Genomic DNA, 17793 nt, shown 5'->3' with positions numbered 1-17793 from the left:
CGGCGGAACGGAATCCGCGCGGCACGCTGCCGCGTTCTCATGGGCGCGACTGGGCCACGGCCCCGGTCGTACGTCTTGTGGCATGGATACACAACCCCCGAAAGTGCACACCGTCCGGACCCGCTCCGGGTCCGTCGATCAAGCCATCGCGAGTTAATCAGCAGTCCCGCGAAGGCGTCAAGGAGATACCCGCGCCGCCCGGGCAGCTGCCCAACTGAGCCGCCGCAACAGGAGTATGCCCTGGTCAGCCGGGTTTCCCGGGCAACCCGGCGCTTCCCTGTCCGTACCCGCGCGGCGGCCCCGACGACCGCCCGGCGGGTACGGCGGCGGCATCGGCCGAAGGGGCCCGGTTCTTCGGCCCCACCCGGAATGGCGTCTTCGTTTTCCGGTCGGCCCGCACCCTGGCAGCGCAGTCCCCAGGGACGCCGAAGGTGACCTCCGCCGATACGCGGCGAGTTGCTACTGTGCAACAACGGAGCGGCCGCCTGGGCAACTCCCACCGACAGGCCACGGGGGATCGTGGCCGGCCGCCGGCGTACACCGCCGGGGCCGCAGAGGAACAGCGGCGACCACGGCCAGAGCGCCGACGCCGGCCAAGAAGCCTGAGGAGCAGGAGAATCCATGCCCAGCCGCATCATGCTGAATCCGGGTGACATAGCGACGCTGGACCTGACCGATCCGCGCACCCACGCCGAATACGACCTGTCCGAGGTCTGGCGGCATCTGCGCACCACACAGCCGTTCCACTGGCACCCGTCCACCGGCGGCGCACCGGGTTTCTGGGTCGTGTCCCGGCACGCGGATGTGTCCGAGATCTACCGGGACAACAAACGGTTCACCTCGGAAAAGGGAAATGTGCTCACCACGCTGCTGATGGGCGGCGATTCGGCGGCCGGCATGATGGCCGCGGTCACCGACGGGCCCCGGCATTCCGACCTCCGTAAAATTCTGCTCAAGGCGTTCTCGCCGCGCGCCCTCGAAGGCGTCGTGGACAACATCCGCCAGTCCACCCGCGCACTGGTCGCCGAGGCCATCGCCCGCGGGGAATGCGACTTCGCCGCCGACGTGGCCGCCGACATCCCGCTCACCGCGATCTGCGACCTGATGGGCGTACCCGAAGCCGACCGCGCCAAGGTGCTGGAGCTGACCGCGACGGCCCTCGGCAACGACGGCGCCGCCCAGTCGCCCGCCGCCGCCTGGCAGGCACGCAACGACATCCTCGCCTACTTCGGCACGCTGGCCGCCGAACGCCGCGCCAACCCGGGCGACGACGCGATCAGCGTGCTGGCCACCGGCACCCTGGAGGGCAAGCCGCTGACCATGGACGAGATCGTGGTCAACTGCTACAGCCTGATCATCGGCGGCGACGAGACCAGCCGGATGTCGATGACCGGCGGCGTACTCGCCCTCATCGAACACCCCGACCAGTGGCAGGCCCTCAAAAGCGGCCAGGCCGATATCGCCACCGCCGTCGACGAGATCCTGCGCTGGACCACCCCCGCCCTGCACTTCGGCCGCACGGCCCTGGAAGACATCCCGGTCGGCACCCAGGGCCAGGTGATCAAGGCCGGGGACATCGTCACGCTGTGGAACGACTCGGCCAACATGGACGAGGACGTCTTCGAGGCCCCGGAACGCTTCCGCCTCGACCGCACCCCCAACAAACACCTCTCCTTCGGCTACGGCTCCCACTTCTGCCTCGGCGCCTACCTCGGCCGGGCGGAAATCGCCGCCATGCTCAGCGCACTGCGCGACCTCGTCGCCTCGGTGGAACTGCGCGGAGACACCCGCCGCAACTACTCCAACCTCCTCAGCGGCGTGACCAGCCTGCCAGTCACCCTGCGGGGCGAGTAGTCGAGTAGTGGGGCGGCGGACCGCCCCCTCGGACCATGTGCGACGTGTGTACTTCTCCCCCGCCCTCCCCGAACGCCTCGGCTTCGTGCAGAAGTCGGCTTCCTGTAGAACGGACCGGTCAGGTCACCAGTTGAGGTAGCGAGGAGCGGATGAGCGTGAGCGCGTCGGTGGGCAGTGGCGGGGAGCTGAGCGATGAGCGGCTGGCGGCGCGGCAGGCGGAGTTGCAGGCCGAGGCCGATGCGGTCAGTGCCGACCTGGGGCTGGCGCGGCTGTTGTCGGAGGAAGGGGAGGCCGTGCGGGTGGGAAGCGCGGCCCTGGGGCTGATGGTGGTGCCGGATCTCGACATCACGGTGATCTGCCCGGAGCTGACGGACCGCACGAAGCGGGCGGTGGCCGGGATCGGGGCCGAATTAGCCGTGCACGACCGCGTGCGGCAGGTGTGCTTCCGCGACGACACCGGGCGCTGGAACACCGATCCCGGCTATCCGGACGGGCTGTACCTCAACGTCGACTGCCGCTCCGAGGCCGGGCGGGAGTGGACCCTGGACATCTGGTTCGTGGACGAGCCGGACCGCCAGCCCGACCTGGCACATGTCCGTACGCTGCCGCCGCGGCTGACGGACGCCCATCGGGCGCGCATCCTGCGGATCAAACAGGCGCTGGCCCTGCGGCCCGACGGCGGCGGGCGGGTGCCCAGTTACGAGGTCTACCGCGCGGTGCTGGAGGGCGGGGCCACGACGGCCGATGAGTTCGACCGGTGGTACGCCCGCCCGTAGGCGGCGGACGGTGATGGCGGGGCGCCGGGAGGCGGAGCCGGGTGCGTCCGGCTCCGCCTCTCCGACGTCCAGGCCGCGCGGGCCGTGCGGGCCGTGCGGGCCGTCCGAGCCGCGCGGGCCATCCGTCACCCGAGAATTCGAGGCCCTTCGGCGAGCGGCCGGTAGTCGTTGACGGGGAAGTAGTCCTCGGCCGTTCCCTCCCGGTTGACGTCCCAGGTGGCGCAGTGCAGCGATCCGCCGTATTCGAAGACGTCGCGGAAGGGCACGGGGAAGACCTCGAACCCGAGCTTGTCGAGCAGGTCCTGCAGCGGCTTCTCCCGCTCCTCGCACACCACCTTCGTCGGGGAGATGCTCAGCACGTTCATCGACAGCCACTTCGAGGACTGGCAGTACTTGGGCATCTCGTCGTTGGTCGACGTCGGCTGGGGCACGTCGACCAGTTCCCAGCCGTTGCGCAGGAACAGCTGTTCCTCGCCCTCGCGCAGCGGCCGTTCGGGGTTGGTCAGCACCAGACCCGGCCGCAGCGGCACGAAGGTGCAGTCGATGTGCGAGGGGAAGAAGTCGAGCGGGAAGTGCACCGGGTGAACCCGGAATCCGCGCGGCTCCAGGTGGCGCTTGAGCCAGTGGATGCCCGAGCGGTTGGTGGTCATCGACTCCTGTACGACGATGTCGCGGCCGAACCGGCTGATGTCGGCGGCGTCGAATACCACCTCGTCCTGCGTGACGCAGAATTCCGAGGAGTGCATCCGGCGGTGCCGCTCCTCCAGCGGCCATTCCCAGAATTCCTGGCGGTACATGGAGTCGGCCATCGACGGTTTGGGCGCCACGGTCCACACCATGCCGGGGTCGTTGTTCCAGTACGAGTAGACCAGTTTGCGGTACGCCTGGTATTCGAAGTAGCGGGCGCGGCGGGACATCGTGGCCTCGATGATCTCGTTGCCGAGCGTGATCATGACGTCCCTGGGGCACACCACGCAGTACTGGTTCTCCACCTGGAAGTCCGGCGTGCGCAGCGGGCTCGCCAGGTCGGGCGCCACGGGCCGGTGGACGGTGACGCCCTGCGATTCCAGCAGCCTCACCAAGCCGTCCAGCTGCTCATTGGCACGCTCGATCATCTCGGCCGGTTTGGGTCCGGTCGGGAAGGGAGCCGAACCGCCGTCCGGGGTACGCAGCTGCGGCCGGTGACCGGGCTCGGTCGGCTCGAAGCAGGCGTTGTCGGCGACTCCGACGACGATTTCGCGCAGCGGGTCCCATTCGTTCCAGGAATTGACCAGGTTCGTCGGCCGGCTCATGGTGTACGCCCTTTCGTTCGCGCTTCGGTGCGGGTGCTTCCGTGCTCGTGTCAATCCGTGCTCGTGCGTCTCATTACTGGCGCATTCCGGTGTTCGGGGTTTCCGGTACCGGTGCGCCGTGGTCTTCGCTCTCCATACGGCCGGGTCAGTCCGCGCCCCCGGTCCCCAGCGGGAAACAGCGCAGTCCGGGGTCGCCCAGATGGGCGGCGAGGGCGGCACAGGCGGGCCCGGCGCGGTGGCCCGGTGCGGGGGGCGAGATGGCGGTCAGCGCCGCGACGCCGTCCGCCGTGCGGTAATCGATCACCGATCCGCCGTGCCGGAGCCGCGCGGCGCCGTCCGCGGCGCCGTCCGCGTGGCCGGTACGCGCCACGGGCACCGTCAGCGCATACGACGGCGCCGCCGCCACCGCACGGCGTACGACCCGTTCGAGCGCGGCGCTGCGGATCCCCTCCAGCCCGGGCAGCTCCTCCTGAACCGCCCGGTTGAACAGGTAGACCGGGAAGTCCGGCAGCGCGGCCCGCAGACCGAGGCCGGAGGCGTGCCGCGGGTTGAGTTCGGTGGCCGTGAAGCCGTCGGGTGTCAGCAGCCCGTCCACGCTGAAGATGCCGCGGTAACCGGTGGTGCGGACCAGTTCCCGGCCCGCGCGCCGCGTGGCGTCGCGCATCTCGCGTTCGGCGGACGCACCCGGCCGCCAGTGGGTGGAGGAGCCGCAGAACAGCAGCCTGCCGGTGGCCGGGTCGCCGAGGGTGACGATCTCGATCGGTGCGAACACCGCGATGCCGTCGGGCAGCGCCATACCGAGCACGCTGCACGGCACGCCGTCCGCGAAGCGGGCGATCCGTACCCGGTCGGCCCGGTCGGCGAGGTCACGTACGGACTCCTGGAACCTGTCCGGGTCGGGGACCCAGCGCAGTCCCAGCGAATCGCCGACATGACCGCGCGTGGAGTCGGCGGCGGCCACGACGCCGGCTGGTCCGGCGATCTTCCCGATCCCGATCTCCTCCGGCGCCCGCCGCAGCGCCTCGACGTCGACGACGACATGGGGCGGCGAGGCCACTCCGGCGGCGTCCCACAGCCGGTCGATGGTGGTCTTGTCCTCGACGGCGGCCCATTTGGGGCGCCGCCACCCGTACACCTTCCGCCCGAGGAACTCGGCGACTCCCGTGCGGGGGGTGCCGAGTGCCAGCCAGCGCCGTTCGGGGTCCAGCCCGTCCAGCCACCGCCGTACCTCCTGGGACGGGTTCCGCAGCCATGCCTCGAACTCGGGCCGGGTCATCTCCGGGCCGGATTCCCGGCACTGGCGGCTGTGGGGGACGGCAGGTGCCCCGGGCCCCGGACCGGTGCGCGAGAGCACCGCTTCCACCCGTGCGCCGCACGCCCGCAGTTCGCCGACGAGCGAAGTGGCCCGGTGGTCGAAGTCGTCGAGCAGGAGTACCACGCCGCGACCGGACCACAGGCGCCGCAGTGCCTGGTTCACGGTGCCGAGGAGGTCGGCCTCCTCCGCGTCGGCCCCGGAAAGCGGGGTGTCCTCGGTGTCCTGCGGGCGTGATCCCGGGGCCCGCCCGGTGGTGCTGGTCATCGCTGTCCCTTCCGGCCGGCCGGATCACCGTCGCGCGGCCCGGCTGTCCGCGCGCACGGTGTCGTCCGCGCGAGCCTGAGATAGACGGCGGCGCCCAGGAGCAGCGCGCACGCCATGACGGTCCACGGCGCGCTGCCCGACGCCGACAGCAGCAGCGTGTGCACACCGGGGCCGAGCGCCCCCGACAGTCCCCACGCGAGCTGGTACAGAGCGCTGTAGCGCCCGGCGTCCTGCCGGGTGGCGAACGACAGCACGATGGTCATGGCGACCGCCCCGAACACTGCCTCGCCCAGGCTGAACACCAGGACGGTCAGCGCGATCCAGACCGTGGCGCCGGCCTTGTCGAACCGGCCGAGCGGGACCAGGGACGCCAGCGAGACCGCGATGAGCACGGCGGCCAGCGCCATCAGCCGCATCGGCCGGTACCTGCGGCCCAGCCACAGGGCCAGTGGCTGGAACGCCGGGATCGCCACACAGGACAGCACGTAGGCCACGGGGGGCAGCCACAGCGGCATTTCCAGTGAGCGGAGGTAGACGGGCAGGATCGAGTCGAAGGCGACGCTGGAGAGGGTGATGGACAAGGTGGCGCCGGTAAAGGCGAGGAAGGGGCGGTTGGCCAGGACCCCCCGGTAGGAGGGCCGGTCTCCCGCGCCCTTGCGTGGTACGGGTGCCGCCCTCAGGGGCCGCCCCACCCAGCGGAACATCATCCCGGCGACGGCGAAGCTCGCCGCGTTGACCAGGGGGATGGCGTGCCACAGGGTGGCGCCGCCGGCTTCCTGGAAGGAGGCGCCCAGGGCCACGGCCAGCGCGCCCACCCCGAGGCCGACGTTGCGCAGGGAGTTCATCAGGGCGAACAGGCCGCGCTGCGCGTGCTGGGTGGCGGTGACGCTGTCGACCAGGCCCGCGTGTGCCGCCCAGTAAAGCCGGTCGCCGAAGCTGATGGTGAAGGCGATGGCGGCGACCGTCACCGGGGTGTCCGCCAGCAGGTAACAGGGGAAGCCCACGGCCCGCAGCGCGCAGCTGAGCGTCGCGGCCGGGAACGGCCCCATCCGGTCCGTGATCACTCCGACGGCCAGCCCGCCCGCCAGCAGCGCGGCCAGCGCTCCCGTGCTCAGCGCGGAGCCGGCGGTGGTCAGTGCCATGCCCTGGCCGTAGGTGAAGTAGAGCAGGGAGAAGGTGATCCACACGCCGCTGCCCACGGCGTCCACGACCATCGCCGTCATGAAGGCACCCGTACGCGCCACGGGCCGGGTCACCGGTTCGCCGGGGGCGTCGGCCGCGCCGCGCCCCTCGCCGGCGGCGTCCGTACCTCCCATGCCACCCGACCCTTCCGTCTCCGAGGTCAGCCGGTCTCCCACAACGCCTCCCCCGACCACCAGTCCTCGACCGCTCGCAGTTGCGGCTCGACCTCCTCGCCACCGTCGACGCGGAAGATCAGCTCGGCGACGCTGTCCGTACTGGACCCGGGCCCCTGGTAGGACGTGCCCACCACGCCGTACGCGGCGAAGCGGTGGGCGCGGGGCAAGGGGCAGGCGGCGGGCAGGTGCCGCAGCATGCCGCGCCGGGGCGGGAACCAGGCCCATCCGTACCGGGAACGGGCGCCGTCCCGATCCGGTACGCCGACCGGCAGCCCGGCCTGTCCGCGCAGGTGCGCGGCGTAGAGGTTGACTCCCGTGGCGAGTTCGTACGCCTCCACGATCCCGCAGCCGCCGGGACGGCAGGCGATCTCGCACAGGAGGAGTCCGTCGTCCGGCATGTGGAAGAACTCGGCGTGGAAGGCGGTCACTTCCTCCACGGCGGGCAGCGCGGCGACCACGGCGGCGGTCGCACCGGCCAGCCGGTCCGCGAGGGGGTCCGACGGTGTCAGCATGCCGCTGATGCTCGGGGCGCCGTGGGTCGCCGTGTCGAGGTTGGCGTGCAGGTAGCGCGACGCGATGCCGTGCAGCACCTCCCCCTTCGCCATCAGCCCGTCCACGTGGCACACCACGCCGTCCACGAAGCGTTCGGCCAGCCAGGTGCCGTCGCCGGGAAGCTCGCACTCCCCTACAGCGCGGTGGTCGCGCAGTACCCGGACCCCGACCGAGCCGGCGCCGTCCGCCGGTTTGACCACCACCGGCAGACCGTGGACCGCCGCGAAGGACCGCAGTTCGCCGGTGTCGCGCACCAGGGCCATGGGGGGCACCGGGACGCCCTGCCGGGCCGCCAGCGCCTTCATCCGGTACTTGTCCCGGTAGGCCAGGGCACCGGCCACCGTCTGGCCGGGCAGCCCGTGGCGTTCCCTGGCCCGCGCCGCCCGCACCACGTCGATCTCCGCCGTGGTGATCACCCGTTCCACGTCCTCGTCCGCGCAGAGCGTGTCGATCAGCTCGTCGACCTCGGCCGACGCGTAGTCGTCCACGGTCACCAGCCGTGTGAAGCACTCCTCCGGCGGGCAGGGCCAGGGCCCGGTCAGGGCGGACTTCGCCGTCAGGACGATCAGGGACGCCTCCGGCAACCAGGCCGGCAGGTACGGGAGTATGGGCCTGCGGTTGAGCAGCAGCAACGCCATGGACGGTCTCTCCGGGGCAGGGGCAGAGGGAGGAGCTACTAGGGCATTCCGGTAACGCGTGGCGCCTTCCAGCGGGGGCGCCCGACCGGAGCTAGGACACGGGCTCCGAGCACTGGGCGATCAGTTGCCGCAGCGCCGCGGTGGCGTAGCAGCCGGACGGCAGCAGGAAGCTCACCTCCACAGCACGGCGCCCGGGGAACTCCTCGTCCGGCCCCTCCTCCTCGGCGGTCACCGTCGTCTGGATCACGGTGGGACGCACCGTGGGACGCTCCACGGGCCCGTCCTGGTACGCGTAGCGCATGTACGGCAGTTCGTGGCAGGCCGCCAGGAGCGCCGCCACGGCCCGCCCGGTGGTGGGGAAGCGGTAGGGCAGGCCGTCGACGCGGGTCTCCGCGGACTCCTCGGGGCAGCTGGTGGCCACCAGCTCCCGCACCTGGGCGTTCCATTCGTACGAGGAGTGCGCGGCCAAGTAGAAGGCCACGGTCCTGGGGTCGAGTTCGCGGAAGAGGTCCTGGTCCGTGCCGTCCCACCGCTCGGCGATCCCGCTTTCCGGAGCGCCGAGCCCGGCCAGTTCCCGCCGCGCCAGCGCCCAGTCCTCCTTCAGCAGGGCCTCGCCGACCAGGTGGGTGCGTTTGGGACCGCCTGGGACGCCGAAGCGCTGGGTGTCGTAGTAGTTGACGAACAGCAGGTTCATCCGGTGCCGGTCCGCGAGGCGGGCGGCGGTCGTCTCGTCCAGGCCGCGCAGTACCACCCGGAATCCGTTGCCGTTGAGCCGGCCGACGCGCAGCGGCTCACGCCCGTAGCCGTAGTGGCTCAGGCTCAGCAGCCGGTCCGGGCCCCTCTCCTCGACGAGTCCCGCCGATGTCAGTTCGCCGAGCGCGGCAGGCACCTTCAGCGGTACGGACAGCAGTTGCTCCGTGATGCCGTCCTCGTCCTTGAGGCCGGCGTAGCCCACGTCGCGGCTGGGTACCCCGAGCCGGTCCGCCACCAGCCGCACGGCCTCCATCGTGGTGTAACCGCGCTTGTGCAGCAGGAGGTAACGCTGGTCGGCGGCGGCCTCGTCGGTCAGCGCCAGGACCAGGTTCTCGCGTACCCGGAAGTCCTCCGGGCGGTGCTTGAGCACCAAGGTGCCGGTCATGTTCCGCTCCCCTCGCGTCCGGTGTGTTCCTGGGCGGACCACGCGGCGACCCGTTCGCCGATGACGAGGGCGACCAGGTGGGTGTTGGCCCGTATCGGCACCGGTATGACCGAGGCGTCGGCCACTTGGAGCCGCTCGGTGCCATGGACCCGGCAGCGGCCGTCCACCACGGCGTCCGAGTCGTGGGCGGGACCGATCCTGGCGGTGCCCATGGGGTGGTGCGCCGTCCGTGCCGCCTGGCGGATGTAGTCATCCAGCCGCTCGGACGAGCCGGCCGCCTCCGCGTCCACGGCGTCCATGCCGATGAGTTCCTTGGTCAGCGCGGTGAACGGGGGCTGCCGCAGCAGTTCCCGGCACAGCCCGACCCCGGCCCGCTGACGGCGCAGGTCCTCCGCGTCCGCGGTGTAGTCGATGCTGACGCGCGGCAGTACCTCCGGGGAGCGGGAGACCGCGGTGACGGTTCCCCGGCCCCGGGGTGCCATGAGGTTGGAGGTCACCATGAACGCCCGGCCGCCGGGCACCCGGTCGGCCAGGTGCGGGGCGTACACGTCGAGTTCCACGTGGTTGAGTACGTAGAGCTGCATGTCGTTGGGGAGGTCCGAGCCCGGTGCCGTGTACCGCAGGACGACCTGCGCGCACGGGTCGGACGGATCGCACAGTCCGGGGACGGGGATGACGCCGATGGGGACCTGGGAGTGGTCCGACAGCCCGGCGCCGACGCCCGGCAGGTCGGCGACGACGTCCACGCCGAGCGAGCGCAGGTGCGCGGCCGGTCCGACGCCGGAGCGGTGCAGCAGCGCGGGGGTCGCGTAGGCGCCGGCGCACAGGGTGACCCGGTCTCCGTACACCCGCGTGGTGCGGCCCGCGGAGACCGTCACGACACCGGTCGCGGTGTTTCCTTCGAACAGCACCCGGTCGACCAGGGTGTCGGCCGCGATCGTCAGGTTGGGCCGGCCGCGCGCGGGATCGAGATAGGCGGCCACGGCGGAGACGCGGCGTCCGCCGTCGGCGAGGTTCAGCGGCAGCGGCCCGACACCGGCGGACCCGGGCGCGTTGTGGTCGGCGACGTACGGATGGCCGACGGCGGTCGCGGCCTCCACCAGGGCGGCCGACAGCGGGGAGAACTCGGAGCGTGCGGGCCGGCGCAGCGGCAGCGGTCCGCCGGAGCCGTGGTGGGGGCCCGAGAAGTCCGCGTCGCTTTCCAGCCCGGTGAAGTACGGCAGGACGTCCGGCCATGACCAGTCGGTGCCGCCCGTCAGCTCCGTCCACCGGGCGAAGTCCTCCGGTTCGGGGCGCAGCGCGATACAGCTGTTCACCGCCGAGGAGCCGCCGACCACCCGGCCCCGCGGCAGCGGCAGCCGGGCGCCGTCCGGGCGTTCGGCCGTCAGTGACCAGTCGTGGTCCACCATCGACGGGGTGCACCCGTTGCGGAGGTCTTCAGGCAGGCGGGCGGGGTCCGGGTAGTCGGGGCCCGCCTCGATCAGCAGGACCCGGCGGTCCGGGTCCTGCGAGAGACGGGCCGCGAGCACCACTCCCGCCGGGCCCGCGCCGACGACGATGTCATCGAAGCCCTGACGCACCGGTACTCCTCTCCGTAGTGTGCGGTCCGGACGAAGCCGGTGCCGGCCAGGTCCCGGCCAGTCGCAGCAGCCAGCCCGACAGGTCGGCGGGCCGGGTGAAGCGCAGTACGTCCAGTTCGATGTCCGGGGCGTCGCGGGCCAGCGCCCGCACCTGGTCGGATGCCGAGTGCCGGGTGGCCCAGCCGTAGCGGAGGATGTTCTCCGGGTCGGTGAACACCGACCGCAGCGGCGGTTCCTGGTTTCCGCTCCACAGCACTTCCTTGTGCAGCGACCGCAGCAGGGTCCGCAGCACGAGGCTGGTCATCGTGGTACGTACCGGGTAGTCGAGCCAGATGAGCAGATCCGCCCGGCGCGCGAGCACGGTGGCCACCTCCGGGTAGTGCCACTCCGTGACCCAGCGGGGCTGTCCGGCCGCCCGGGCGACCTCTTGGGGGAACTCGGGACGCACCTGCCAGCCGGACTCGTAGTACAGCTCGTCCAGTTCGATACGGGGCAGCGCCAGCAGGCCGGCGCATTTGTCGGCGACCGTCGTCTTGCCCGCGCCGCTGCCGCCCGCGACCAGCACCCGGTCCGGCCGGCGCGGCAGGGCCGCCTGCGGATTGAGCATGTGCAAGACCACCGTCGGCGTTCCTCTCGCTCCGTTCCACGGGCCGCTGCCGGCCGTCGCAGCCATGATCACCGACCACCGGCGGATTGACACCCTGACAGGTGTACGGGTGTGTGCGGCCCGGCGGAGCTGCATGATCGTTGGCATGTCGCTTACCAACGGTGAGATCTCCGGCGTGGCCGCCGACATGGACGAGGGCCGCGCCCGTGAGCGTGACAGGCGCTACGTATGGCATCCGTGGTCCCCCGTGGGCGGTGCGGACCAGGACCGTCCGGTCCTGGTGTCCGGCCAGGGATACCGCGTACGGGACGCGGCAGGACGCGAGTACCTGGACGCCATGGCGTCGGCGATGAACGCCAGTTGCGGGCACGCGCACCCCGCGCTGATCGCGGCGGCCGAACGGCAGATGTCCCTGCTGCCGCACTTCGACCTGAGCGTGGGCACGCATCTGCCCGTCGGACGGGCCGCCGAGCGGATCGGCGCGCTGCTGCCGCAGGGGCTCGACCGTACGCTGTTCGTCAACAGCGGCTCGGAGGCGACCGAGGCCGCGGTGCGCATCGCGCACAACTACTGGACCAACAAGGGCGAGCCCAGGAACCGGATCGTCACCTTCGCCGCCGGCTACCACGGCACGACCTATGTCGCCCAGCACCTGTCCGGGCTGCCGACCAACGCCGTGTACGGCGGCGAGCCCTTCCCGGTCACCCGGGTACGGCCCTCGCTCCCGCCGAGGGAACTGCGCAGGCCCGAGGCGCTGCCCGTACTGGTCGAGGAGTTCGAACGCGCCGTACTCGACGGCACGCCGCCCGCGGCGGTGTTCGTGGAGGCGCTCCTCAACGTCGGCGGAGGAGTGATCCTGCCGGACGGGCTCCTGCGGGCGCTGCGCGACCTGTGCGACCGGACCGGGGCCCTGCTGATCGTGGACGAGGTGTTCTGCGGATTCGGCCGTACCGGGCGGATGTTCGGCTTCGAACACGACGGCGTCGCACCGGACCTGGTCACCATGAGCAAGGGTCTGAGCGGCGGGTACGTACCGTTCGCCGCGCTGACGACCACGGAGGCGGTCTACTCCTCCTTCGCGGCCGATCCGCTGATCGGCGGCCTGCGGTACGGGCACACCACGGGAGGACACGCGGTGGCGTGTGCGGTGGCCTGCGCCGTGCTCGACGTCATCGAGGAACGCAAGCTGGTCGAAGCGTCCGCGGTACTGGGCGAACAGCTGCTGGCGGGCCTGCGCCCGCTGCTGGACCACCCGGAGGTCAGCGACGTGCGGGGGCTGGGCCTGGTGGCGACGGTCGAGTGTGCCCGTCCCGAGGCGGCGGCGGACCTGGTCGCCGGGGCCAGGGCGCACGGTGTGCTCCTGCGCCGGCAGGGCACCGCCGTGATGGCCATACCGCCGCTGGTCATCGACGAGAGCGGCGTGGCGGAACTGGTGCGCGTAACGGGTCAGGCGCTTGCCGCCCTGTGACGCGCTGGTTGGGGAGCATCTTCAGGTGCTCTTCCCCGACCAGGCCGGAGCGCAGGGCCATCGCCACGATCGCTTCGCGCTTCCAGTAGCTGCGCTTCCCGTCGGCGGCCCCGGCCCATTCGCCCACCCGCAGCTTGTGCGTGGCCAGGTAGTCGATGTGGTGATTGACCGCGGCCCGGCTGATCCGGTACACGGGCCGGCAGCCCCTGAGCCGTTCGACCACCTCGGCGATCGTCGGCACCGCGCCGGGCGGGGAACCCCGCAACTGGGGTTCGCACAGGGCGACCAGGACCCGGAAATACACACAGCTTTCGTCGAGCCGGGGCCAGTTGGCGGCGCTTTCGGACAGCGAGGAGGGAGCCAGGTAATGCGGTTCGGGACCGAATACGTCGACCTTCCCGGCTCCCTTCGGCACCGGCAGAACGATCCGGGCCAGTTCGAAGGGAATGGGTATGTCCCGGCGGCGCGGCACCACCTTGACGAACTCCCCACCGCTCTCCATGTTCTCGACGAAGTAGGTGTCCTCGGCGTGCAGGTTCGTCAGGCACCAGTGTCCGTCCCGGGCCGTGACGACGGCGAGTCCATGCGGATGCGGGCCGGTGTCCGGGGCGAAGACCAGGGAATCCGCCCCCTCGTCGTACCGGATGACCGCGCCTTCGCCCTCGGTGAGTTCGCAGTGTCCGGCCGCGGCCGGACGAGCCAAGTCCCCGAGAATCCACCCGGAGAACCGAAGCGTCACAGTCCACACAATGCATACCCTTCTCCCGAACGGTGGTGCATGAAACTGAACATCGGCACCAGAAACAGAATTCACCGTTCCGCCGGCCGGGATCACAGTAACCGGGAATTTACATCCCGGGCAATGCCCTCATCTGATCTCCCGGAATACCCCGGTCGGCACGCTTACCAGCTCTGTGCCCGCCACGCACGATGACCAAAAGACGCCGGTGCCCGCCAAACGCCGAGGACGCGATAATGTCAATTTCCTTGTCACTGAACTCCGAGTTGCAGCCGGCCACGGCGAGTGGCGAGCAGGCGGTCTCGGCGGTCGCGAAACTCCAGGACTTCCTCACCGAGCAGGCGGAGGCCACCGACCAGGACGGCCGCTTCGCCCGGGACAGCGTGGACGCGCTGGTCGACGCCGGGGTGTTCGCCGCGAGCGTCCCCACCGACCTGGGCGGTTTCGGCGTCGAGCGGCTGCACGACCTGACGGTGATCACGTCCCGGATCGCCCGGGCCGACGCCTCGGTCGCGGTCGCCTACTACATGCACATCGCCCTGGCGTGGTACTTCGCCCGCGTCGTACGGTTCGAGGCGGACGGCGAGCCGGGCTACCTGCCGCGGGCGGAGTGGCTGGAAGCCATCGGCCGCCGCCGGATGCTGCTGTGCTCGGCGGTGGCCGAACGCGGCGCCGACTACTGGAATCTGGCCACCACGGCGACCGCCTCGTACAACGGCTGGGTGGTCAACGGCCACAAGATCCTGGCCTCCGTCTCCCCTGCCGCGACCCACTTCTACTGCCGGCTCAAGGCGGTACGCGGCGAAGGGAACCACCTGGCCAGCGCCATGATCCCCGCCGATACACCGGGCGTGCGGGTCGAGGACGACTGGCAGGGGCTGGGACTGCGCGGCTCCGGCAGCGGCAGCGTCCTGTTCAGCGAGTGCGTGGTGCCCGACAACGCGCTGATGGTACGCGGGCCGTGGGGCAAGCGGGACGCCGGGATGCTGGAGGGCCGCGCGGTCAGCGGCATGGGGCTCAACGGCGTCGGCCTCGGGATCGCCGAGGCCGCCCGCGATCACGCGCTGGAGGCCCTGACCAGGCCGTCGTCCAGCCGCAAGCGGTCGGGATCGGCCGTGAAGGCCGCCGTCACCGAGATGGAAGCCGCCCTGACCGCGGCCCGCGGCACACTCTCCGCGGCGCTGCAGGACTTCGACTCGCTGCTGCTGCGCAACAAGCCGCAGGTGGTCACCGATGACATGAGCCGGGCGATGATGAAGGAGTGCCAGCTCGTCAGCATGACCGTCGAGCGCGCCGCCACGACGGTCGTCGACCTCGCCATGCGCCTGACGGGCGGCGCGAGTTACCAGGCACGCCACCCCCTGGCCCGCGCCTACCGCGACGTACGGGCGGCGGCCTTCATGCCCCCTTACTCGCCGCCGGAGGAGGCGGTGGACTTCGTCGCCGACACCACGCTGGGGCTCCCGGAAGCCCGTACCCCGGGCCCCCAGGAGGGGGACCGGTGACGAGCCCCCCTTGAGTTTCCGCGGCACCTGCCGCCGCGGACACCCCTAGGCGACCGCCGACCCAACGACACCATGTCGCTACCGGTCCAGACCAGGGGTGATGCAGCGGGGTGCGAACTCCGCTGCGGCAAGTGCGGCCCGGCCCGGCTCCACGGGCCGGGCCGCAAGCATGCCGTGGGGTGCCGGTGTACGGCAGGGCGGGCCGGGTGACCGGTCACAGTCTGCGACAGTGCTCGGCCAGGCCACGCAATCCGGCTGTGAGGATGCCGGTCCGAAAGGTTTCCGTCAGCTCGTCGGTGTTGGAGCGATCGCAGTCGAAGTCCACCGACCAAGCGACGAACGTCTCATCGGTGGCGGTAAGAGGCACGACCCGCATGGTGGCCCGGTAGGACTGCACTGCGTACGGGGAACTGACGATGCCGTAAGTCAGCGATCGTCTGTGGTCGTCCAGCGCCAGGAGGGACTCGACCACGGTCTCCCCGTCGGCCATGGACAGAGTGCGGACGCAACCGACGCGGTCGGGGGCTTCCGCCTCCGCCAGGACGCAGCCTGCGACGGCCGGCTGCCAGGTGGCCAGGCCGCCGAAGTCGCGGACCACGTGCCAGACCGTGGCGACCGGGGCCGGGATGACGGCGCCGGCGAATGCTTCGGGCATGAAAGGACTCCGGTTCTGCAGAGGGAGGGGCCGGCGGACGGCCGCCGTAGCGGCTTGCCCCGATCTGCCCGTACGAGGACGGCAGGGGCATCGGTATGCGGTCGGCGGCGCGACCGTTCATGGCGCCGACGCTACGAGGGCGGCCGCGGATGCGGGAGGGTGCGCCGCGCCCACCCAGGGCGCGGGGCTGACGGCCCCGGGTGGGTGCAGCGCACCCACGCCCTGAGCTGCGCGAGGACTTTAGTGTGGCGGCCATGGAACGCGAGAACGAACTGGGTGACTACCTGCGCGCCCGTCGCGCGGCGGTCGCGCCGGCGGATGCCGGTCTGCCCGATGACGGGCCCCGGCGGGTGCCGGGGCTGCGGCGCGACGAGGTGGCGCTGCTGGCCGGGGTGAGCACGGACTACTACATCCGTCTGGAGCAGGGCCGTGAGCGGCACCCGTCCGAGCAGGTGCTGCGGGCGATCGCCGGGGCACTGCGGCTCGACGACGCGGCGGACGCCCACCTGTTCCGCTTGGGCCGGTCCGTCTTCGGAACGGCCGTTGCCGCGACGACCGTGGCTCCGGAGCTGCTGAGGCTGATGGACGCCATGCGCGAGGTGCCGGCCTTCGTGGTCGGTGCGGCGCAGGACGTACTGGCGGCCAACGCGATGGCGAAAGAGCTGTACGACGGTTTCGCCCGGTACGACAACCTGCTGCGGATGATCTTCCTCGACCCGTACGCGCGCGAGTTCTACGCCGACTGGGACCGCGCGGCGAGGATCGCGGTGGGCAACCTGCGGGCGTCCTCCTCGCAGTTCCCCAAGGACGAGCGGATCGAGCGGGTCGTCGGCGAACTGAGCGTGCACAGCCCCGCGTTCACCGGCCTGTGGGCGCGCTACGAGGTCCGTCCCCGTACGCACGAGGACAAGCACGCCCGCCACCCGCGGGTGGGAGAGATCCGTCTGCACTTCGAGGCGCTCGCCGTCACCAGCGCCCCCGGACAGCACCTGTCCGTCTACAGCGCGGAACCCGGCGGCGCCGGCGCCGACGCCTTGGTCCTGCTCCGCCGGCTGACCGAGCGGGAAACGGCCTCGGCGGACCGGGCCGCTCCCGCAGAGGAAGAAGAACTCCGAGCATGACCGCCTCTTTGTCGGACGCCGCCGGCACCTTCGAGGTAACCGGCAAGAAGGTCGCCCGTGTCGGTTTCGGCGCCATGCGCCTGACCGGGCCGGGGGTGTGGGGCGAGCCCGACGACCGGCGGGAGTGCGTCCGTATGGTGCGCCGCGCCGTCGGGCTCGGCGTGCAGCTGATCGACACCGCGTACGTGAGCGAGGAGACCGTCCGGGTGGCGATCCCTCCGCTACCGCGACGATGCGCTGATCGCGACCAAGGCCGGGCCGACCCGCAACGGGCCCGACGTGATCGAGACGGACGAAGGACCGGTGCGCCTCGGTCCGGTGGCGTGGCCGCCGGTCGGGCGTCCGGAGTACCTGCGCCGGCAAGCCCTGATGAGTCTGCGCCGACTCGGTCTGGACCACATCGACCTGTTTCCGTTTGGCCCGGGTCGATCCGAAGATCCCGCTGGAGGACCAGGTCGGCGAGCTGAAGAGGCTCCAGGATGAGGGCTTCAGGAGGACGAGGGCTCCAGGACGAGGGCAAGATCGTCGCGATCGGGCTGTCCCAGGTCACCGTCGGCCAGATCGAGCAGGCCCGCGCGGTCGCGGAAATCGCCACTGCCCAGAACCGCTACAACCTCACCGACCGCGGCTCCGCCGATGTCCTGGAGTACTGCACCCGCCACGGCATCGGCTTCATCCCCTGGGCGCCGGTGGCCCGGGTGAACCGGCCCGTACGGGCGGCCCGGTCGACCGGATCGAGACCACCCACCTCGCCGCCCCATCGCAGGTGGCGCCGGCCTGGCTGCCGGCCCGCTCCCAGGTTGTCCGGCCCATCCCCGGTACCTCCAAGGTCGCGCACCTGGAGGAGAACCTGGCGGCGGCAACCCTGCGGCTGAGCGACGCGGAGAGCGACGAACTGACCGCCGAGGCGTGATGGCCACCCCAGGAAGTC

Annotated in this window: 14 protein-coding genes and 1 pseudogene; 6 read left to right on the top strand and 9 right to left on the bottom strand. The window is 71.4% G+C overall.

From position 1 onward, the window contains the following. Positions 1-621 precede the first annotated feature (621 nt). Together CP984_RS39760 and CP984_RS39755 are read left to right on the top strand one after the other, a co-directional pair. On the top strand, positions 622-1854 hold the full coding sequence (locus CP984_RS39760) for a cytochrome P450 (protein WP_151416130.1): 1233 nt from the start codon (positions 622-624) through the stop codon (positions 1852-1854). 149 nt (positions 1855-2003) lie between these two features. Continuing rightward, on the top strand, positions 2004-2630 hold the full coding sequence (locus CP984_RS39755) for a hypothetical protein (protein WP_003980628.1): 627 nt from the start codon (positions 2004-2006) through the stop codon (positions 2628-2630). Between the two features lie 125 nt (positions 2631-2755). Here CP984_RS39755 and CP984_RS39750 read toward each other — a convergent pair whose 3' ends face one another. The 7 genes from CP984_RS39750 to CP984_RS39720 form a co-directional block, all read right to left on the bottom strand. Then, the gene (locus CP984_RS39750) at positions 2756-3922 is read right to left on the bottom strand and encodes a glycine amidinotransferase (protein ID WP_003980629.1); all 1167 of its coding nucleotides are present in this window, start codon (positions 3920-3922) and stop codon (positions 2756-2758) included. Positions 3923-4067: 145 nt separating this feature from the next. Further along, positions 4068-5501 carry a hypothetical protein gene (locus tag CP984_RS41700; RefSeq protein WP_176564563.1) on the bottom strand — a complete coding sequence of 478 codons (1434 nt, stop codon included), beginning with the start codon at positions 5499-5501 and terminating at the stop codon, positions 4068-4070. Next, positions 5498-6817 (bottom strand): MFS transporter, encoded by a 1320-nt coding sequence (locus CP984_RS39740; protein ID WP_100246509.1) that lies wholly within the window; start codon positions 6815-6817, stop codon positions 5498-5500. Before CP984_RS39740 ends, CP984_RS41700 begins: the two co-directional genes overlap by 4 nt. A gap of 26 nt (positions 6818-6843) precedes the next feature. Beyond that, on the bottom strand, positions 6844-8049 hold the full coding sequence (locus CP984_RS39735) for an ATP-grasp domain-containing protein (protein WP_003980632.1): 1206 nt from the start codon (positions 8047-8049) through the stop codon (positions 6844-6846). Between the two features lie 91 nt (positions 8050-8140). Next, positions 8141-9187 carry a tRNA pseudouridine(13) synthase TruD gene (gene truD, locus CP984_RS39730; protein ID WP_003980633.1) on the bottom strand — a complete coding sequence of 349 codons (1047 nt, stop codon included), beginning with the start codon at positions 9185-9187 and terminating at the stop codon, positions 8141-8143. Then, positions 9184-10767 carry a GMC family oxidoreductase gene (locus tag CP984_RS39725; protein ID WP_003980634.1) on the bottom strand — a complete coding sequence of 528 codons (1584 nt, stop codon included), beginning with the start codon at positions 10765-10767 and terminating at the stop codon, positions 9184-9186. Before CP984_RS39725 ends, truD begins: the two co-directional genes overlap by 4 nt. Continuing rightward, positions 10748-11374, bottom strand: a complete 627-nt coding sequence (locus tag CP984_RS39720) for a P-loop NTPase family protein (protein WP_003980635.1) — start codon at positions 11372-11374, stop codon at positions 10748-10750. Before CP984_RS39720 ends, CP984_RS39725 begins: the two co-directional genes overlap by 20 nt. A gap of 145 nt (positions 11375-11519) precedes the next feature. On the opposite strand from CP984_RS39720, the gene CP984_RS39715 reads away from it, so the two are divergent. Continuing rightward, a complete protein-coding gene (locus CP984_RS39715; protein ID WP_032920472.1) occupies positions 11520-12842 on the top strand; it encodes an aminotransferase family protein in 1323 nt (440 codons plus the stop codon). Here CP984_RS39715 and CP984_RS39710 read toward each other — a convergent pair. Continuing rightward, positions 12778-13545: a hypothetical protein gene (locus tag CP984_RS39710; protein ID WP_003980637.1), complete on the bottom strand. Its 768-nt coding sequence runs from the start codon at positions 13543-13545 to the stop codon at positions 12778-12780. The two genes, CP984_RS39715 and CP984_RS39710, sit on opposite strands and share 65 nt — an antisense overlap. Positions 13546-13817: 272 nt before the next feature. Here CP984_RS39710 and CP984_RS39705 point away from each other — a divergent pair, with 272 nt between their 5' ends. After that, positions 13818-15086: an acyl-CoA dehydrogenase family protein gene (locus tag CP984_RS39705; RefSeq protein ID WP_030178492.1), complete on the top strand. Its 1269-nt coding sequence runs from the start codon at positions 13818-13820 to the stop codon at positions 15084-15086. A 214-nt stretch (positions 15087-15300) separates the two neighbouring features. Here CP984_RS39705 and CP984_RS39700 read toward each other — a convergent pair whose 3' ends face one another. Beyond that, positions 15301-15741, bottom strand: a complete 441-nt coding sequence (locus CP984_RS39700; protein WP_003980639.1) for an SRPBCC family protein — start codon at positions 15739-15741, stop codon at positions 15301-15303. A gap of 254 nt (positions 15742-15995) precedes the next feature. On the opposite strand from CP984_RS39700, the gene CP984_RS39695 reads away from it, so the two are divergent. Continuing rightward, positions 15996-16862 (top strand): helix-turn-helix domain-containing protein, encoded by an 867-nt coding sequence (locus tag CP984_RS39695; RefSeq protein WP_003980640.1) that lies wholly within the window; start codon positions 15996-15998, stop codon positions 16860-16862. Next, a pseudogene (locus CP984_RS39690) lies at positions 16859-17775 on the top strand (aldo/keto reductase). The gene CP984_RS39695 and the pseudogene CP984_RS39690 overlap by 4 nt, the downstream one beginning before the upstream one ends. Positions 17776-17793 lie beyond the last annotated feature (18 nt).

Source organism: Streptomyces rimosus, from assembly GCF_008704655.1.
Classification (GTDB): Bacteria; Actinomycetota; Actinomycetes; order Streptomycetales; family Streptomycetaceae; genus Streptomyces; species Streptomyces rimosus.
The sequence above is the reverse complement of the archived record's forward strand: the minus strand, read 5'-3'. Positions and strand labels throughout refer to the sequence as shown.